Here is a 17,523-nt window from a genome sequence, read left to right as displayed (position 1 = left end):
GACACGGCACGGCGGCAGACGCGGCCCGGCGGACACGCGGCCCGTCACCGGGCCTGGAGCGAGGCGAGGAACTCGTCGGTCCTGCGGACCTCGTCGCGGTCGTAGGTGCTGACGTTGGCGAGCACCTCGGAACCGCCGGTGCGGTCGAGGAGGTCGGTGAGCGCGTCCGCCACCTGTTCGGGAGTGCCCGCGATCGCGGAGTCCATCCAGCCGTGCACCTCCCTGCGCTTCCTGTCGCGGCTCGTCTCCCCCAGCAGCCGACGCACCTCCTCGACGGGGCGGAGCGCGCGGAACTCCCCGACCTCCCGCGAGTCCGCGTACGCCCAGGCCTCGGGCAGCAGCAGGTCGCGGGCGCGCTCCTCGGTCTCCGCGACGGAGACGTCCACGTTCACGACCAGGTAGGGAGCGGGCGCGGTCGGGCTCGGCCGGAAGTCCTCGAAGTACGCGGCGATCCTGTCCGGGTCACGAAGGACCGGCCCCCCGACCACCGCCGGAAGTCCCAGCTCGGCGGCGAGTGCCAGCCCCTCCCGGACGGCGAGCAGGAACACCGGCGGAGGCGCGACGCTGGGCCTGGCGGTGATCCCGGCCCGCCCGCTCAGGTACTCGCGCACCCCTTCGACCTCGGCCGGGTACTCGCCCTCGCCCAGGGCGGTGCGCCCGAGCGCACGCCGGATCGGAGCGGTGAAGCCGAGCGAACCGCCCAGTCCCAGGTCGATCCTGCCGGGGAAGAGCGCCTCCAGGAGCAGCGCCTGCTCGGCGACCACCAGCGGACTGTGGTTGGGGACCATGACCCCGCCCGTCCCCAGGCGGATGCCGCGCGTGCGGGCGCCGATGGCCGCGAGCAGCACGGTGGGGGCCGAGCTGGCGATACCGGGTACCGCGTGGTGCTCGGCGGTCCAGAACCGGTGGAAGCCGAGTTCATCCGCGCGCACGGCCCTCTCGACGGTCGTCGCGATCGTCTGGGCGTCGGACTCGCCGCTGCGCGTCCGCGAGCGGTCAAGCAGGGAGACCCGCATCGGTCCTCGCCTCCGTCCGTGTGGTGGGACAGCGCTTCGTCCTCCTCCGCCCGGAGCGTACTCCCTGCGAGCCCTGCGGGCCGGAAGGATCTCCGGCCCCGGGGCATCAGCGGCCTCAGCCCTGTGCTCACGGGCGATGATGAAGATCTACATTGTCAAGGCAGCGGTTGACCACACCCCTTCGAAGCTCGCCCCCTCACAACGCACGCTGACGGGAACGGCTCCAACACTGAGGTCGCGACGCGCCGTCAGCCGAAGGAGCGCGAACCCCGGCCGCGTCGGCGGCCGGGGCCCGCTTCCGCGGCACCGTCAGGGGTTGGAGTACATCTGCACCACGACGCGGTCGAAACGGCGCGCCTGGAGGTCCTGGCGGGCGATGGTCCAGTACAGGATCCCCATCGGCACCCCGACCCACTGCGCGAGCAGGACCCAGTCCTCAGGGCTGGACCACTGCTCGCCCTCCTCCGGGAACGCCGAGGCACGGGCCGGGTCCCCGTAGCCGTCGAAGTCCGCGGCGTAGCCGCCGATCTGCCACTCACCGCCCCCGTCGGTCTGCTCCGACCAGACCCTCTGCAACGTCTCCGCGTGGGGGTGCAGGGCGAGGTCCCCGTCCTCGACGGGGCAGGAGGGCAGCCCCACGCCGGGGATCAGCCGCAGGTCACCGGTGCGCCGCAGCTCCTCGTCCAGGGACTCGGGGGAGTCGTACTCGTAGGGCTCGTAGCTCGGGGAGGACTCCCGCTCCTCCACCGGCGTCCCCGCCGGTACGTACGCGGCGCCGCCCGGGATGACGAACTCGTCCAACTCGACGTTCGCGAACAGGAGCAGGTGGCCGTCGGGCGGCAGCGGGATGCCGGTGGCCTCCGGCGGGATCGCGGCCAGGTCGAGCGTCGCGATGAGCTGGTGATCGTCGCGGTTGCCGGGGTCGTCGTCCCACACCGTGCCCGGGGTGGGCGCGTCCGGCGGGAGCATCAGCGGGCCGCCGAGCCTGCCGACGACCGTGCCGCCGCCGTCGCGCGCCGTCCGCAGCTTCGGGCGGGCCAGCCCGAGCCACCGGTCGACGTCGTCGGCCGGGACCCCCTTGTCGAGCGCCTGACCCCGGAACCGGTCCAGCCACCACAGCGCCGACGCGGGCAGGGCCCTCACCGACGGGTGCAGCACCCCCGCGCCGAACTCCCAGCCGGGCTCCGGCGCCACCACGCCCGGCTCGCCCAGCCCCGCGAGCCACTCCGCTGCGGACGACCGCGTCCGGGCGTCGGCGTCCGACAGCGCGGCCGCCGCTGCCGCCCGGGCGTCCGGGTGGTCGCCGAGCACGCGCCGGGCCGCCAGCCGGTGGCGGTTCGCGCCGAGGGCGAGCGAGGTCAGGCGCGGGACCAGGGCCTCGGGGGCGGCGGGGAAGCGTTCGAGGACGGTCAGGATCATCGTCCTCGCGTCCACGGCGGGCTGGTCCGGGTGCCGCCTCCCGTCGCCGCCGTCGAGGTACTCGTCCGCGAGGTCCAGACGTTCGGCGAACAGGGGCCACCAGCGCTCGGCGTCCTCCGGGGTGAGGAAGGCGCCGATCTTGTGTCCGCGTGAGTCCGTGCGGGTGACCAGCAGCGAGGCGGTCCGCCGGTCCGCGTCGGACATCCCGGCGGCGCGGAACGCGTCCCGCAGGGCGCGGACGTCGGGCATCAGCGCCAGCCGCCCCTCGACGCGGTGCCAGGAACGGTCCCCCTCGGACCCGCCCCCGGCCCCAAGCGTCCGCAGTTCCTCCGCCAGGTCCGCGTCCTGCGGCGCGGCGACGTCGGGCACGGGGACGGCGGCCTCCGCGGTTCTCAGCGCCCGCACCCGCGAGGCGGCCCGGCGCAGCAGCCCCTCGCGCTCGGGGTCCTGGGACCCGTCGCCGCCGCCGTCGGCCAGGGCCTCCTCGATCGCCGCGACCCCGCCGTCCAGGTCGGCCAGGCGGGCCAGGACGTCCGGCAGACGGTCAAGCGGCGCGGTCCGCAGGTGCCGGCGCAGCAGGTCCACCTGCCGGGGGCCGTCGATCCGGGCCAGCGCGGACAGCGCCTGAGCGCGAACGCTAGCCTCGGAGTCCACCGCCAGTTCGGCGGCGAGTTCCGCGTGCGCCTCCGCCCGGTGCGCGCACCGGTCCGCCACGTACCTGCGAGTGTTCGGACCGGACCCGGTGACGACGTCCGCGAGCGCGTCGGAGTGCCGGGCGAGGAACGCGACGCCCGCCTCGCTCTCCAGAAGCCGGTGCCGACGAAACGGCCAGTGGCCGGAGCCCGAGTACAGCAGCGCCGACAGGGCGGCGTGCACGGGAGTCCGGCCGGGTGCGCCGCCCGCCCGGGCGACCTCTGTGAGGGTGCGGGGGTCCCACCGCCGCTGGGCGTCGTCGGCGTCGGTCCCGTCGGCCGCGCCGTGGACACGGAGCACGTCGTCGGCCAGCACGAGGAGCCACGACGGCTCCCCGGACGTCGGGGCGTTGCCGGTGACCGCGTGCAGCACCTGTCCGAACCGGACGAGCAGGTCGATCGGCGCGAGCCGGTAGAGCACCAGCCGTGCCGCGTCGGCCTCCCGCAGCGACCAGCCGGGATGCGCGTCGGCGACGGCGGCCAGCCGGTCGGCCCGCCAGACCGCGTCCGGTTCGGCGACCATGTCGGCGCCGGTCGGCCGCTCCCGCAACGCCGCCAGGGCCTCCGGTCGGGTGCCGCTCAGCACGTGCTCGACGACCGGTTCGTGGGCCTCGGAGAGCCGCAGCGGCGCGAGGCAGTCCCGCACCGCCGCCGCCACCCGGGCAGCGGTGTCCGTGCCGCCGCCCGAGACAGCCGTTCCTGCTTCAGATTCGTACATGCCGGAAGACTAGGGGCGGACTCGGACAGGCGGTTTCGCCACCGTTCCCTCGGCCTGGGCCGCGCCCACCGCGCCGGGAGGTGGTCACCGAGGTGCCCGGCGGCGGGCGGACGGCTCAGCGCGTCACAGCAGCCCCTTCAGGTAGGGGCCCGTGCGGCTGTCCGGGGCCGCTGCGACCTGCGCGGGCGTGCCCTGAGAGACGATCCGTCCCCCCTGCGATCCGCCGCCCGGGCCCAGGTCTATGACGTGGTCGGCGGTGGCCACGACCCGAATGTCGTGCTCGGCCGCCACCACTGTGGCGCCCGCGCCGACCAGGTCGCGCAGGCGGCCGACGAGGACGTCGGTGTCGTGGGGATGCAGGCCGGTGGTGGGTTCGTCGAGAAGGTAGACCGTGCCGGTGACCCGGCGGCGCTGGAGTTCGGCGGCGAGTTTGATCCGCTGGGCCTCGCCGCCGGACAGCTCCGTCGCGGGCTGGCCAAGGCGCAGGTAGCCCAGGCCGACGCCGGACAGGGTCTCCAGGGAGCGCCGCACCGACGGTTCCTCGGTGAAGAAGCGCGCCGCCTCCTCGACCGACATCGCGAGCACGTCCGCGACCGTGCGCCCCCGGTACCGCACCCGGAGGGTGTCGTCGTTGTAGCGCGAGCCGCCGCAGGCCGGACAGGGGGCGTAGGTGGTGGGCAGGAACAGCAGCTCCACCGACACGAACCCCTCGCCCTCGCACTCCTGGCAGCGTCCTCCCACGACGTTGAAGGAGAACCGGCCGGGCCCGTAACCGAGCGAGCGGGCCTCCTCGGTGGCCGCGAACAGCTTGCGCACCGTGTCGAAGAGCCCGGTGTAGGTCGCCAGGTTGGAGCGCGGTGTCCGTCCGATGGGCTGCTGGCTGACCCACACCACCCGGCCGTGTTCGGCGGCCAGGTCCGCGATCTCCGCCAGCAGGGAGGACTTGCCCGACCCGGACACGCCGGTGAGGGCGGTGAACACGCCGAGGGGGACGTCGGCGTCCAGCCCTTCGAGGTTGTTGCGGGTGGCCCCGCGCAGCTCCAGGTGTCCGCTGGGCGTTCGGGGCCGGTGCTGCGGGAGGTCGTCGCCGAACAGGTAGCGGCGGGTCACCGACTCCGGGACCTGGCGCAGGCCGGGGACCGGGCCGCTGTACAGGACGCGCCCGCCGTGTTCGCCCGCCCCCGGTCCCACGTCGACGATCCAGTCCGCGCCGCGCACCACGTCCAGGTCGTGCTCGACGAAGCACACGGTGTTGCCCCCGTCGCGCAGGCGCCGGAGGATCTTCGAGAGCGCCTCGACGTCGGCCGGGTGCAGGCCCGCGGAGGGCTCGTCCAGGACGTAGACCACCCCGAAGAGCCCCGTGCCCAGCTGGGTGGCCAGCCGGATCCGCTGGAACTCCCCTGTGGACAGGGTCGGCGCCGGTCGGGCCGCGCTCAGATAGCCCAGGCCCAGCTCCGACAGCACCCCGACCCGTGCCGTGATCTCCGCGACCAGCGCCCCCGCCGCGCCCGTGTCCTCCGCCCAGGGGCGCAGCAGGGCCACCAGTTCGGTCAGGGGCAGCGCCGCGAGTTCGGCGATGGTGCGCCCGGCGAAGGCGACCCGCAGCGCCTCCTGCCGCAGCCGCCGACCGCCGCACTCCGGGCAGGTCCGGTCGACCATGAACTCGGCGGCCCTGCGCCGCCGGGCCTCACTGGCGGAGGAGGCGTACGCCTTGAGCACCAGCCTGCGGGCGCTGCTGTACTTGCCCTGGTAGGGCCGGTGGACACGGCCCGCCTCGCGGACCGGGTGGACGGTCACCACGGGCTGCTCCTCGGTGAACAGGATCCAGTCGCGCTCGCCTTGGGGCAGCTCCCGCCAGGGCCGGTGGACGTCGTATCCGAGGGTGTCGAGGATGTCGCGCAGGTTCTTGCCCTGCCAGGCCCCGGGCCAGGAGGCGACGGCCCCCTCGGCGATGCTCAGCCCGGGGTCGGGCACCAGCGACCCCTCGGTGACCTCGTACTCGACCCCCTCTCCGTGGCACGTCGGGCAGGCCCCGGCCGAGGTGTTGGGGGAGAAGGAGTCCGAGTCCAGGCGCCGCGCCCCGGGCGGGTAGTCGCCCGCCCGGGAGAAGAGCATGCGCAGCGTGTTGGACAGCGTGGTGAGGGTGCCCACGGTGGATCGGACCGAGGGCGCCGAGCGCGGCTGGGCGAGCGCCACGGCGGGCGGCATCCCGGTGACGTCGTCCACCTCCGGGGCCGGGAGCTGCTGGAGCAGGCGCCTGGCGTACGGAGCCACCGACTCCAGGTACCGGTGCTGGGACTCGGCGTAGAGGGTCCCGAAGGCCAGGGAGGACTTCCCCGACCCGGAGACGCCGGTGAAGGCGACCAGGGCGTCGCGGGGCAGCTCCGTGTCCACGTTCCGGAGGTTGTGGATGCGGGCGCCGCGCACCCGTATGCGGTCGTCGTGGTTGTCCATGGGACAAGGATTACCCGGTCACGGGACCGGAGCGGACCCGCGGACCGCCCGGCCACGGCGAACCGCGGTCCGCACCGGCCCTCCCGCCGGGGGATGCGGGCGGGGCGGGGCCGGAACCGGAACAGGCGGTCTCCCCGTCCGCCCGAGGGGGAGGGGCGTACCGCCGTGCGGGCAGCGCGTCACGCCAGGCCCCCTGGGGGAGGCGGTGTCCGCACGGGGCCTCTCGTGCGGCGGGCCCGTCGCACGGCAGGGAACACCCCGAGGGCGGCCACGGGGGAGACCCGGGGCGGAATCAGGGAGCTTCCCGATGCGCGCCGACGCGGCCCGGTGGGACGGTGGCGTCTGACCGTGACGCGTGTACGGGCGGACCCCGCAGCGGTGTCCGCGCCGACCGCCCCCCGACGACGAGAGCCCCCGATGCGGCCCACCTTCCTGCTCCGCCTGTTGTTGGCCGTGTCGGCCCTCCTCGCCGTGGCGGCCCCCGCCCAGGCCCGGGAGGACTTCACCCCGGCGCGGGTGGACGCGTTCGTCACCGCCTACCTCGACCGCCACGGCCTTCCGGGGGCCGCCGTCGCCGTGGTCAAGGACGGCGAGACCGTGTACGAGGCGGGCTACGGCCAAGACTCCGAGGGCCGCCCGATCACCCGGAACACCCGGTTGCGCGTCGGCTCCGTCTCGAAGTCGTTCACGGCCTTCGCCGTGCTGCGGCTCGTGGACCAGGGCCGTGTCGACCTCGACGCGCCCGTGGCGCGGTACCTGCCCGGGTCCGCGCCCGACGGCGTCACCGTCCGCCAGCTCCTCTCCCACACCTCGGGGCTGCCCGACCCCACCATCGTCGGCCCCGCACGGACGCTGGAGGAGGGCGTGGCCGGCATCCAGGACCTGCCCCCGGCCGCCGACCCCGGCACCTCCTACCGTTACAGCAACCTCAACTACTGGGTGGCGGCGCTCCTGGTGGAGAGGGTCGCCGACCAGGACTTCACCGAGTACCTGGCCCAGGAGGTCTTCGCCCCGCTGGGCATGGACGACACCGTCGCCACCACCACCACGCGCGACCCCGTTGACGGGCTCGCCCCGGGGCACGTCACCGCCTACGGCGCAGCCTTCCCCGCGCCCACCCCGGAGGCGATGAACAGCGGATCGGGAGCGGTGGTGAGCACCTCGCACGACATGGCGGCCTGGCTCGCCGCGCAGCAACGGGAGGGCGTCGGCCCGAACGGGCGGCGCCTGCTCTCCAGCGCCCTCGTCGAGGAGTCCCACACCGCGCAGCCCGCGGCCGAACGGGCGGGGCTCGGCTGGAGGCACAGCGGGCCGCAGGTGACGCCCGCGCGCATCTCGCACAGCGGCATCGTCTCCGGCTTCAACTCCCAACAGGACCTGGTGCCCGGCAGCGGCTACGGCGTAGTGGTGCTGCTGAACAGCTTCTCCCCCTCCCGTGAGAACGCCTACGAGATCAGCTCCGGCATCATCGACCTGACCGAGGGCCGCACCCCCGATCCCGGCACGGCGACCGCCACCGTGATCGACCTGGTCCTGGGCGCGGTCACCGCCGCCGTCGTGGTCCTGGGAGTCCTCGGTCTGCGTCGCTCGCCGCGGTGGGCCGCGCGCCGGGCGGCCTGGCCCGCCTGGGGGTTCGCACTGCGCCTGCTTCCCCAGTGCCTCGCCCCGGCGTTGGCGGTCTTCCTGTTCCTCGTCGCTCCCGCGCTGCAGGACAACAGCTACGTTCCGGTGGACGTGTTCTGGCTGTTCCCCGCGCTCGCGGTCCTGCTGGGCGCCCTCGCGGCCGTGGGGGCGGGGCTCACCGTCGCGCGGGCGGCGGCACGGCTCCGGTCCGTGCGGGCGGCCGAGCCGCCCCGCCCCGCGTGAGAGCCGGGGCGGCTCGGGACCGGGGTCAGCGGCGCGCGGCCCACACGGCGCGTTCGGTGCGCACGGCCAGGTCGTCGCGGCGCAGGATGCTGTGCGGGCCGTCGGTGTCCAGGAGCCGGTCGAGCGCGGCCAGGTCCTCGGGGGAGAGCTCTCCGGCGACGCCGGTGCGGATGCGCCGCAGGCCGCTGAGCGCGTAGCGGCCGACCGCTTCGCTCCGGGAGCCCCCGATGTCCACGGCGATCGTGCGCTCCCCCTCGACCGTGAAACCGGCGGCGGTCAGCATCGGGCCCCAGTCGGCGCCGCGGTGCGGCATGTGCTCGGCGTGGAGGCGGTCGGCCGCGGCGTGGACGCGCTCCTCCAGGCCGGGCCGGTCCTCGGGGGCGTCCCCGGGCAGGAAGCGGGGGAACCCGGCCAACTCCACGACGGCGAACAGGCCGCCGGGCGCGAGCGCGTCGTGGACGCTGCGCAGCGCGCGGTCGGGGCGGGCCATGTGGTGCATCGAGGCCGAGGCCCACACCAGGTCCGGTGAGCCCAGGTCGGGCCAGTCGGGGGCGTCGAGGTCGGCCCGCACGGTGCGCACCCGCTCCTCGACGCCGAGGGCGCGCGCCTTGTCGCGCAGCCGCTGGAGGTGTCCGTCGGAGGTGTCGACGGCCGTGACGCGCGCGCCGGGGAAGCGGTCGAGGAGGGCGAAGGCGCCCGCGCCCGTGCCGCAGCCCAGGTCCACGATCCGGCGCGGTTCCGCCGTCAGCGGCAGCCACGCGGTGATGGAGTCCGTGTGTTCGGCCAGGACCTCGGCGTCCAGGTCGAGGATCTCCCCCTGGGCGTCGGCGTCCCGTCCCTGGTGGCCGTGCTCCTGGTGGCCGTGTCCCCGGTGGTGGTCGTGCTGGGCGCCGTGGTCGTGGCCGTGGCCGCGGTTGTGCGGGTGCGTCTGGTTCATGTCCCCCACATTAGGAGGTCCATGCGCCCCGAGCATGAAGGTTCCCGATTTGCGCAAGACATTGACCGGATGTGCTGCCCGATGCGCAAGAGGCGCCCCTCCAGCGGTCGGTGCCGCCGCTCCTCAGGCGTCCCGTGCGTCCGGGCCGTCCTCCTCCCGCTGGTGGCCGCGGCGGGCGTCGCGGTCGAAGATGCCCAGGATCTCGCACGGCCCGCCCTCGGCGCCGATGGCGTGCGGCGTCATCGTGGGGAACTCGGCGGCCTGGTTGGTCTCGACGCGAAAGCGCCGGTGGCCGAGCATGAGCGTCGCGGTGCCGGACAGGACGACGAGCCATTCGCGGCCGGGGTGGGCGCGCATGCGGGCGGGGTTGTCGGGCGGCGGTTCGGTCACGCGCTGGCGCACCACGCTCATGCCGGGGTCGCCCTTGACGGGCCAGCGCATCCGGCCGCGGGCGCCGTCGATCATCGGGCTGATGACGACGTCGTCGTCGGCCGTCTCCACGAGCTGGTCCAGCGTGGTGTCCAGCGCGCGGGCGAGGGTGACGAGCTGGTCCAGGGCGAGGCGGCGCCGACCGTTCTCGATGCGGCTGAGCGAGGACTGGCTCAGGTGGGCGCGGCGGGCCAGTTCCTCCAGGGACCAGCCCTGCGCCACCCGCAGGGCGCGGATGCGCCTGCGCACGAGGCCGTCAAGTTCTCCGTCTTCTTGCGTCATGGGCATCATGGTATGCCGTTGATGCAAAGCCGAAGGCGGTGGCCGGTCGCGGCGAACGCGAGGGCTCGGCCGAGGGCGGACGCGTCCGGGGCCGGTCGTGGACCGCGTGAGGCCGGGGACCGCTGCCCCGGCCCTTCCGGACGGGCCTCATCCCCGGTGGCCGCTCGCCGGAAGGGCGCTCTCCACGAGGTCGCGCAGTTGGGAGCGGGCGGTGACGCCCAACTTGGGGAAGCTGCGGTAGAGGTGCGAGCCGACCGTGCGCGGGGAGAGGAAGAGCCTCTCGCTGATCTCCCGGTTGGTCAGCCCGCGGGCGGCGAGCCTGATGATCTGCTGCTGTTGCGGGGAGAGCCGGGAGAGCGCGTCGGGGACAGCGTCCGTGACGTCGAGGCCCGCGGCGCGCGATTCGGACCGTGCGCGCTCGATCCACGGGCGCGCTCCCAGACGCCGGAAGACCTCCAGAGCCTCGGTGAGCGGCCCCCGCGCCTCCGCGACGCGCCGACGGCGACGCAACCATTCGGCGAGGTCCAGCAGGGTCTGGGCGCGCTCGAAGGGCCAGTGCTCCAGCCGCGGATCGGCCAGGGCCGCCCGGAAGTGCGCCTCGGCGTCCTCGGGGCCGGACAGGAGGGCGCGGGCCCGGCTGATCAGCGCGCGCAGGCGGGGCGAGGCACCGTCCCCGAGCGCGCGTGCGCAACGCTCGACGATCGCGGCGGCCTCCGCGCGCCGACCACCCCGCGCGGCGGCGACGGACAGGTCCGCCAGGGCCGGGTGGGAGGCGTGGTAGTGCACCGGGTCGCCGTCGGCGGTGAAGACCGCGCGGAGGTGGTCGTAGGCGGTCTCGTACGCGCCGTCCGCGATCGCCGCGGCACCGAGCGCGCGTCGGGCGTAGACGGCCACGGCACGGCTCTCCAACGGATCGATCAGGGCGAACACCTCCCCGATCCGGGTTCGGGCCGCCGCCGTGTCCCCCTGGTAGGCCAGCACGGTGGCGTCCACCGCGGCCGCGCACGCCATGGCGTGGTCGAGGCCGGCCCTCGCCCCGACGGCTGCGGTGCGGGCGCAGACCTCGCGTGCCCGCTCCCACCGCCCCTGTTCCACGTAGCTCCAGGCGGCCGCGCCTTCCAGGCCCTCCGGCAGCGGCCCCTGCGACCGCCAGCCGTCGAACGCCTCGTCGAAGGCGCGGACGGCCCGCGGGGTCTCGTCCAGGAGCCACGCCATCACCGCCAGGGCGGTGAGCCGGTCGGGCCGCCGCCGCGCCTGCGACGCCGACCGTTCGAGAACGGACAGGTGCCCGGCCCTGTCCTCGAAGGGGTCCGACACGGCCCTCACCCAGGCGCGCGGCCAGGCCTGCGACTCCTCCTCGGGAAGCAGCCCCAGGACGGCCCGGACGCGGTGCCGTTGGGCGTCCTGTCCGGAGTAGAAGCGGACCACGGCGGCATCGGCGAGCAGGTCCAGCGCGGTGGCGGGCCGCGAGACCGCCGTCTGCTCGGCGGCAGCGGCCAACCGGGAGAAGACCACCGAGTGGCGCAGGGTCAGCACCTCCAACCGTCCGACCTGCACGGTCAGGGACGCCAGCAGCGACGCGTCGTCGGTGTGCGCGCGTGCCTCGGCGGCCAGTTCCTCCACCCAGGAGATGTCACCGGTGGACACGGCCGCGGTGGCCGCTTCGACCAGCAGCCCGGCCCTGTCCCCGCGCCGCGGCGCGAGTTCGGCGGCGCGCTGCAGGGCGCTGGCCGCCGCCGCGTAGCCGCCGCGGCGGAGGGCCCGTCCCGCGCTGCGCTCCAACTCCGCCGACACGGCCGCGTCGGGGCCCGTACACGCGGCGGCGAGGTGCCAGGCACGCCGATCAGGTTCGTCGCGCAGTATCCCGGCGAGCGCGAGGTGGGCCTCGCGCTGCGAGGCGGGGGACGCGGCGTGGTAGGCGGCCGACCGGACCAGGGGGTGGCGGAACCGGACGTCCCGGCCGGTCCGCCGCACCAGCCCGGCCCGCTCGGCGGGCAGCCACGCGTCGTCCCCGGCGTGCGGCAGTCCGGTCGGGGCGGCGATCGCGGAGTCGGCGCCGTCCATGGCGGCCAGGAGCAGCAGGGCCCGCCTGCTGGAGTCGGGCAGGGCGTCCAGACGGGCCGCGAAGACCCCCTCCAGGTGGTCGGTGAGCGGAAGCGGGCCCGGGGAGGGCGTCCTCGCGGGCGCGTCGGGTGCGGTGGACGCCCTCGCCAGTTCGGTGAGGGCCAACGGGTTCCCGCCGGCCTGGTCGAGGATCCGTGCTCGGATCCGGCCGACGGGGTCGCCCGGCTGCATGTCCAGCAGCCGCTCGGCGGCCTCGTCGCCGAGCGCTCCCAGGGTGAGCGTCGGCAGGTGGCGGTCCAGCCCCGGGAGGCGGGCGCCGGCGCGGACCCCGAACAGCATCGTGACCGGTTCACCCTCCAACCGTCTGGCGGCGAAGGACAGCGCGTCCAGGGAGGCGCGGTCCGACCACTGCGCGTCGTCCAGCACCACGAGCAGGGGGCGCCGCTCGCCCAGGGACGAGAACAGCCCCAGGACGGCGACCCCGACGAGCATGAGGTCGGGTTCGGCCGTGGCCGGTCCCGAGCCGAAGGCGTCGCGCACCGCCGCACGCTGCCTCTCCGGCAGCGTCTCCACCCGCGCCGACACGGGCCTCAGCAGCTGATGCAGAGTGGAGAAGGCCAGGCCCGACTCCGACTCGCTGCCCTCGGCGCGCAGTACGAGAGCGCCGCCCGCCCGGGCCCGGTGCGCCGCGGAGTCCAACAGCGTGCTCTTGCCCGCGCCCGGGTCGCCGATCAGCACCAGACCCCGCTCGGCCGACGCGGAGTCCACCGCGCGGAAGAGGCGCGCCAGTTCCGCGTCCCGGCCGACGATCGGAGCCGCGGGACCCCGCCCCGGCCCCGCGATCGCACCGGAACCGCCTGCGTGATCGCCCACGGGGTCTCCAGGAGTCGTGGCTCCCCGATCGGAGCCGCCTTGCCTCGGCCCCCAGGCTACAAGCGGCGCAGCCGCCGCGGGGGCGTGCGCGCAGGTGCAGTCACGTGACGGATACCGCGTGCGCCGGGGCCGCCCGTAGGGTCCCAAGAAAGCATCCGAATTACTGAGGAACCCTCATGGAACAAATGCGACTCGGCAATGTCACGATCACTCGGGTCCGGGAGTACTACGGTTCCGTGGAAATGACGCCCGACACCTTCTTCCCGGAGGTTTCCAAGGAGGTCTGGGACGACGGAGCCCCCTGGCTGAGCCCGTATTTCGTGGATTCCGAGGCCAATACGGTGAACTCGGCTATCCAGACCTGGGTGCTGCGCAGCGAGGGCAAGACCATTCTGGTCGACACCGGTGTGGGCAATCACAAGGAGCGCCCGTACGCGCCGGTGTGGAGCCGTCTCGAAACCGGATTCCTGGCCAATCTCGCCCGTGCCGGAGTCGCACCCGAGGACGTGGACATCGTGGTCAACACACACCTGCACATCGACCACGTCGGCTGGAACACCTACCTGGACGGCCGGGACTGGGTGCCCACCTTCCCCAACGCCACGTACCTGATGCCCAAGGACGACTTCGACTTCTGGAATCCCGCCAACGGCCACAGGCCACGGCTCGGCCGCGGCAACCAGAACGTCTTCGAGGACAGCGTGGCCCCCGTGCACGAGGCCGGTCAGACGCTGCTGTGGGAGACCGGCCACCGGATCGACGCCGACCTGCGCCTGGACGCCGCCCCCGGGCACACCCCCGGCTCCTCCGTGCTGACCCTGGCCTCCGGAACGGACCGGGCCGTGTTCGTCGGCGACCTGCTGCACAGCCCAGTGCAGATCCTCGAACCGGACGCCAACAGCTGCTTCTGCGAGGACCCCGCGGGCGCCCGCGCCACCCGCCGCGAGGTCCTGGGCAGGGCGGCCGACGACAACTCCCTCGTGATCCCCGCGCACCTGGGCGGCCACGGCGCCGCCGAAGTGGTGCGCGACGGAGACAAGTTCGCCGTCAAGGGCTGGGCCCCCCTCGCCCCGTACACCGACCAGGGCTGAGGCCAGCGGAAAGGCATGCCTGTGAACCACCACCCCGACCCCGTCGTGACCACCGCGCAGGGAGCGGTCCGCGGCCGACGCCGCGACGGCGTCACCGCCTTCCTCAACATCCCGTACGCCGCGCCTCCCCACGGCGCAGACCGGTTCGCGCCGCCGCGACCCCACGAACCCTGGGACGGCGTACGGGACGCCACCGTGCCGGGACCCAACGCGCCGCAGGCCGAACGCGGACTCGGCGGCGTGGACATGTCCCCCTACTTCGGCGACGGTTGGAGCCGCGGAGACGACTACCTCACCGTCAGCGTCTGGACGCCCGAGACCGCGGACGGCGGCCTGCCCGTCATGGTGTTCGTCCACGGCGGGGGGTTCGTCGCCGGTTCCACACGCTCGGACATGTACGACGGCGGCGGCTTCGCCCGCGACGGCGTCGTCCTCGTCACCCTGAACTACCGGCTCGGCATCGCCGGGTTCCTCGACCTCCCGGGAGCGCCCGCCAACCGCGGTCTGCTCGACGTCGTCGCCGCGCTGCGCTGGGTCCGCGAGAACGCCGCCGCCTTCGGCGGCGACCCGCGCCGGGTCACCCTCTTCGGCCAGTCGGCCGGAGCGACCATCGTCGGCGCCGTCCTGGCCGCCCCCGAGGCCACGGGCCTCTTGCGCCGGGCCATCGTCCAGAGCGGCAGCGGACTGGGGGCGTTCACGGCCGAGCAGGCCGCCCGCGTCACCGGCGCCGCGGCCGAACTCCTGGGCGTGCGGCCCCACGCCGACGCCTTCGCGCAGATCTCCGACGAGCGCCTGGTCGAGGCCGCCTCCAAGCTCGCGGGCATCGACCTGCGGACCCGGACCCACCGCGACCCGCTGATCGGACTCAGCCCCTTCAGCCTGGTCCTCGACACGCAGCCCGCCGCATCCGTCGCCGCCGGGCTCGGCGCGGACGTCGACCTGCTCATCGGGACCAACACCGAGGAGGGAAACCTCTACCTGGCCCCCGTCGGCGGCTACTCCACCTCGACCGCCTCCGACGTCGACGCGGCCGCGGCGCGCTCGCACCCGGACCCGGCGCGGCTCGTCCGGACGTACCGCAGGGCGCGCCCCCGGGCGTCCTTCGGCGAGCTGCGGTCCGCCATCATGGGCGACGCGCTGTTCGGCGCCGGCAGTTGGGCCCTGACCAGCGCCCACGCCTCCCACCCCGAGTCCGCCACCTTCGCCTACGAGTTCGCGTGGCGCTCCGACGCCCTGGACGGAGAACTCGGCGCCGCCCACGCGGTCGAGCTGCCCTTCGTCTTCGACCTCGCGCACCTGCCGCGGCTGCGCGGGCCGGGCGGTCTGCTGGGGCGCGGCGAGCCCCCCGCGGACCTGGCCGCCCGCGTCCACCAGACCTGGATCCGGTTCGCCGGGACCGGCGACCCCGGCTGGACCCCCTACGACGACGAGCGCCGGGCCACGATGCGCGTCGACACCGAGTGGGCCCAGGTCGACGACCCCCGGAGCCCGGAGCGGCGGGCCTGGACGGCGCCGTGAGGAACGGCCCCCGCTAGCGCCGCGACGAGGGCTCGGCGACCGCGAGGCCGAGCTGGAGGCGGGTGAGCTTGTCGTGCTCCAGGGTGCCCGGCTGCGCGCTGAACACGACCACGCGCAGCTCGGTGCCCGGCACGGCCAGGGTCTGGCAGTCGAGGTCGAGCACGCCGAGTCCGCCGTGGTGCACGCGCTTGCGCAGCGTCGCGCGCGGCCGCACGTCGTGCCGCCGCCACTGCGCCGCGAACCCGGGATCGTGCTCGGCGAACTCGCCGACCAGCCGCCGCAGCGCGGAGTCGTGCGGGCGGCGGGCCAGCGCCTCGCGCGTCTGGGCCGCCGCCTGCGCCTCGAACCCGCCCGCCGCCTCCGGCGGCGCCGAACACACTGTTCCGCCCAGGCGCATGGACAGCCGCAGCACGTTGCGCTCGGCCGGGGCCAGCGCGGCGAAGTCCGCGATCAGCGCGGACGCCAGGCCGTTCCAGGCCAGGACGTCGTGGCGGGCGTCGCAGACGTAGGCGGCGACCGGGCCGAGCCGCTCCAGCAGGGCGAGCACCCCCGCGGGGACCTGTTCGGCCGGGCCGGGCCGTGCGGGCGGCGCGTGCCCGGCGAGCCGGGACAGGTGCGCCCGCTCCGCCTCAGACAGCTTCAGGGCACGCCCGATCGCGTCGATGACCTGCGGTGACGGGCGCGGAGACCGGGCCTGCTCCAGCCGCTCGTAGTAGTTGACCGAGACCCCGGCCAGGTCGGCCACCTCCTCGCGCCGCAGCCCCGGTGTGCGCCGCGCGCGCCCGCCCGCGGTCTCGGGCAGGCCGGCGTCGGCCGGGCGCAGGGCCTCGCGGCGGGCGCGCAGGAATCCGCCGAGTTCTCGCTTGTCCACGTCCCCAGCCTGCCACGCCCGCGCCCGGCCGACCACGGACCACTGGTCCGGGGACGACGCGGCCGTTCCCCCGCGCGATGAGCCCCGCCAGTGTGGCGGAGGACGGACCGAGAGACACGGGCCGGACGAAGCAGGCGCAGACGGACCGAACATCCGAAGGGACCGAAGACATGAGCATCCTCGTCACCGGCGGCACGGGCAACACCGGCCGCCCCCTCACCGAGGCGCTGCGGGCGCGCGGCGCGCACGTGCGCGCAGCCAGCCGCGGGCCGGGGCCCGGCGGCGTGCCCTTCGACTGGGCCGCCCCCGAAACGCACGCCCGGGCGCTCGACGGCGCTCGGGCCCTGTACCTGGTCCCGCCGCCGATGACGCTGGACCCCATGCCGGCGGCCGGGCCGTTCCTGGAGGCGGCCCGGGCCGCCGGGGTGCGGCGCGTGGTGCTGCTCGGCTCGCTGGCGCGGCTGTCCGAGGCCTCAGGCGTCGCGGAGCTGGGCGAGGCCGTGCGCTCCTTCCCGGAGTGGGCGGTGCTGCGTCCGTCGGGGTTCATGCAGAACTTCACCGGGGCGCACCCGGTGGCGGCGGGCATCCGCGAGCGCGGCGAGATCCGCTCGGCGACCGGCGAGGGGAAGCTGGGGTGGATCGACGCCGCCGACGTCGCGGCCGTCGCGGCGCAGCTGCTGCTGGCGCCGGGACCGGTGGCCGACGAGCACGTGCTCACCGGCCCGGAGTCGTTCGGGTACGCGCGTGCGGCGGCGGTCATCGCCGAAGCCGCCGGTCGGCCGGTGCGCCACACGCCCGCCCCGGCGGCCGAACTGGTCCGGCGCAACCTGGACGCGGGCATGCCCGCGTCCTTCGCCTCGGCGCTGGTGCGGGTGGACGCCGACATCGCCGGGGGCCGCGAGGACCTCGTCACGGACACGGTCCACCGCCTGACCGGCCGCCCGCCCCGCGCCTTCGCCGACTTCGTCCGCGCCCGCCCGGGGGAGTGGTCGGCGGGGTGAGCGGCGGGCCGGTGCCCCCCGGGCCGCCCCCGTCCACCGGGGTGAGGCGGGGCCATCGCGCACGGGCGCCCTGGTGTACGTTGTCCGAGGTGGTCGTGGCCGCCGCGGGCAGGTGCGGGCGAGAAGCTCCCAGCACCGGAGCCCCGCCGGCACCGGCCGCCGCGGGACTCGTCCCGCCCGTCGAACGGACACGAGCGTTTCGGGCCCGACGGCCCCGCGCGGGCGTGGCGGACACGCACCGGGTGCGCCCGTCCCCCCGGTCGGGGCGCGTGCGGGCGGGCCCGCCAGACAA

Annotated in this window: 11 protein-coding genes; 4 read left to right on the top strand and 7 right to left on the bottom strand. The window is 75.3% G+C overall.

Annotated elements, in window-relative coordinates:
* Window positions 1-44: 44 nt before the first annotated feature.
* The 3 genes from KGD83_RS16715 to KGD83_RS16705 all read right to left on the bottom strand — a co-directional run bounded on the left by KGD83_RS16715 (window position 45) and on the right by KGD83_RS16705 (window position 6,299).
* Window positions 45-1,016: an MsnO8 family LLM class oxidoreductase gene (locus KGD83_RS16715; protein WP_212640084.1), complete on the bottom strand. Its 972-nt coding sequence runs from the start codon at window positions 1,014-1,016 to the stop codon at window positions 45-47.
* A gap of 309 nt (window positions 1,017-1,325) precedes the next feature.
* Entirely contained in the window at window positions 1,326-3,845 is a 2,520-nt protein-coding gene (locus tag KGD83_RS16710; protein WP_212640083.1) for a DUF1963 domain-containing protein, read from the bottom strand.
* A 123-nt stretch (window positions 3,846-3,968) separates the two neighbouring features.
* On the bottom strand, window positions 3,969-6,299 hold the full coding sequence (locus KGD83_RS16705; protein ID WP_212640082.1) for an ATP-binding cassette domain-containing protein: 2,331 nt from the start codon (window positions 6,297-6,299) through the stop codon (window positions 3,969-3,971).
* A gap of 417 nt (window positions 6,300-6,716) precedes the next feature.
* On the opposite strand from KGD83_RS16705, the gene KGD83_RS16700 reads away from it, so the two are divergent.
* Window positions 6,717-8,165: a serine hydrolase domain-containing protein gene (locus KGD83_RS16700; RefSeq protein WP_212640081.1), complete on the top strand. Its 1,449-nt coding sequence runs from the start codon at window positions 6,717-6,719 to the stop codon at window positions 8,163-8,165.
* 25 nt (window positions 8,166-8,190) lie between these two features.
* Here the strand turns inward: KGD83_RS16700 and KGD83_RS16695 are convergent, their stop codons facing one another.
* The 3 genes from KGD83_RS16695 to KGD83_RS16685 form a co-directional block, all read right to left on the bottom strand.
* Window positions 8,191-9,102, bottom strand: a complete 912-nt coding sequence (locus KGD83_RS16695; RefSeq protein ID WP_249351904.1) for a class I SAM-dependent methyltransferase — start codon at window positions 9,100-9,102, stop codon at window positions 8,191-8,193.
* Between the two features lie 123 nt (window positions 9,103-9,225).
* On the bottom strand, window positions 9,226-9,813 hold the full coding sequence (locus KGD83_RS16690; RefSeq protein WP_212640080.1) for an XRE family transcriptional regulator: 588 nt from the start codon (window positions 9,811-9,813) through the stop codon (window positions 9,226-9,228).
* A gap of 147 nt (window positions 9,814-9,960) precedes the next feature.
* Window positions 9,961-12,750, bottom strand: coding sequence for an ATP-binding protein (locus KGD83_RS16685; RefSeq protein WP_212640079.1), 2,790 nt, complete (start codon window positions 12,748-12,750; stop codon window positions 9,961-9,963).
* 185 nt (window positions 12,751-12,935) lie between these two features.
* On the opposite strand from KGD83_RS16685, the gene KGD83_RS16680 reads away from it, so the two are divergent.
* Window positions 12,936-13,841 (top strand): MBL fold metallo-hydrolase, encoded by a 906-nt coding sequence (locus KGD83_RS16680; RefSeq protein ID WP_212644463.1) that lies wholly within the window; start codon window positions 12,936-12,938, stop codon window positions 13,839-13,841.
* Window positions 13,842-13,856: 15 nt separating this feature from the next.
* Window positions 13,857-15,359 carry a carboxylesterase/lipase family protein gene (locus tag KGD83_RS16675; protein WP_212640078.1) on the top strand — a complete coding sequence of 501 codons (1,503 nt, stop codon included), beginning with the start codon at window positions 13,857-13,859 and terminating at the stop codon, window positions 15,357-15,359.
* Between the two features lie 13 nt (window positions 15,360-15,372).
* On the opposite strand, the gene KGD83_RS16670 is transcribed toward KGD83_RS16675, so the two are convergent.
* Window positions 15,373-16,230, bottom strand: a complete 858-nt coding sequence (locus tag KGD83_RS16670; RefSeq protein ID WP_212640077.1) for a helix-turn-helix transcriptional regulator — start codon at window positions 16,228-16,230, stop codon at window positions 15,373-15,375.
* A gap of 170 nt (window positions 16,231-16,400) precedes the next feature.
* Between KGD83_RS16670 and KGD83_RS16665 the strand changes: the two genes are divergently transcribed.
* Window positions 16,401-17,231 (top strand): Rossmann-fold NAD(P)-binding domain-containing protein, encoded by an 831-nt coding sequence (locus tag KGD83_RS16665; RefSeq protein ID WP_212640076.1) that lies wholly within the window; start codon window positions 16,401-16,403, stop codon window positions 17,229-17,231.
* Window positions 17,232-17,523: the final 292 nt, after the last annotated feature.

It is taken from the genome of Nocardiopsis akebiae, assembly GCF_018316795.1.
GTDB lineage: Bacteria > Actinomycetota > Actinomycetes > Streptosporangiales > Streptosporangiaceae > Nocardiopsis > Nocardiopsis dassonvillei.
The sequence above is the reverse complement of the archived record's forward strand: the minus strand, read 5'-3'. Positions and strand labels throughout refer to the sequence as shown.

Excerpts from the sequence above, each read along its gene's own strand:
- KGD83_RS16715 (WP_212640084.1), bottom strand. The coding sequence starts at position 1,016 with ATGCGGGTCTCCCTGCTTGACCGCTCGCGGACGCGCAGCGGCGAGTCC.
- KGD83_RS16675 (WP_212640078.1), top strand. The coding sequence starts at position 13,857 with ATGCCTGTGAACCACCACCCCGACCCCGTCGTGACCACCGCGCAGGGA.
- KGD83_RS16680 (WP_212644463.1), top strand. The coding sequence starts at position 12,936 with ATGCGACTCGGCAATGTCACGATCACTCGGGTCCGGGAGTACTACGGT.
- KGD83_RS16690 (WP_212640080.1), bottom strand. The coding sequence starts at position 9,813 with ATGACGCAAGAAGACGGAGAACTTGACGGCCTCGTGCGCAGGCGCATC.
- KGD83_RS16705 (WP_212640082.1), bottom strand. The coding sequence starts at position 6,299 with ATGGACAACCACGACGACCGCATACGGGTGCGCGGCGCCCGCATCCAC.
- KGD83_RS16710 (WP_212640083.1), bottom strand. The coding sequence starts at position 3,845 with ATGTACGAATCTGAAGCAGGAACGGCTGTCTCGGGCGGCGGCACGGAC.
- KGD83_RS16700 (WP_212640081.1), top strand. The coding sequence starts at position 6,717 with ATGCGGCCCACCTTCCTGCTCCGCCTGTTGTTGGCCGTGTCGGCCCTC.
- KGD83_RS16695 (WP_249351904.1), bottom strand. The coding sequence starts at position 9,102 with ATGAACCAGACGCACCCGCACAACCGCGGCCACGGCCACGACCACGGC.
- KGD83_RS16665 (WP_212640076.1), top strand. The coding sequence starts at position 16,401 with ATGAGCATCCTCGTCACCGGCGGCACGGGCAACACCGGCCGCCCCCTC.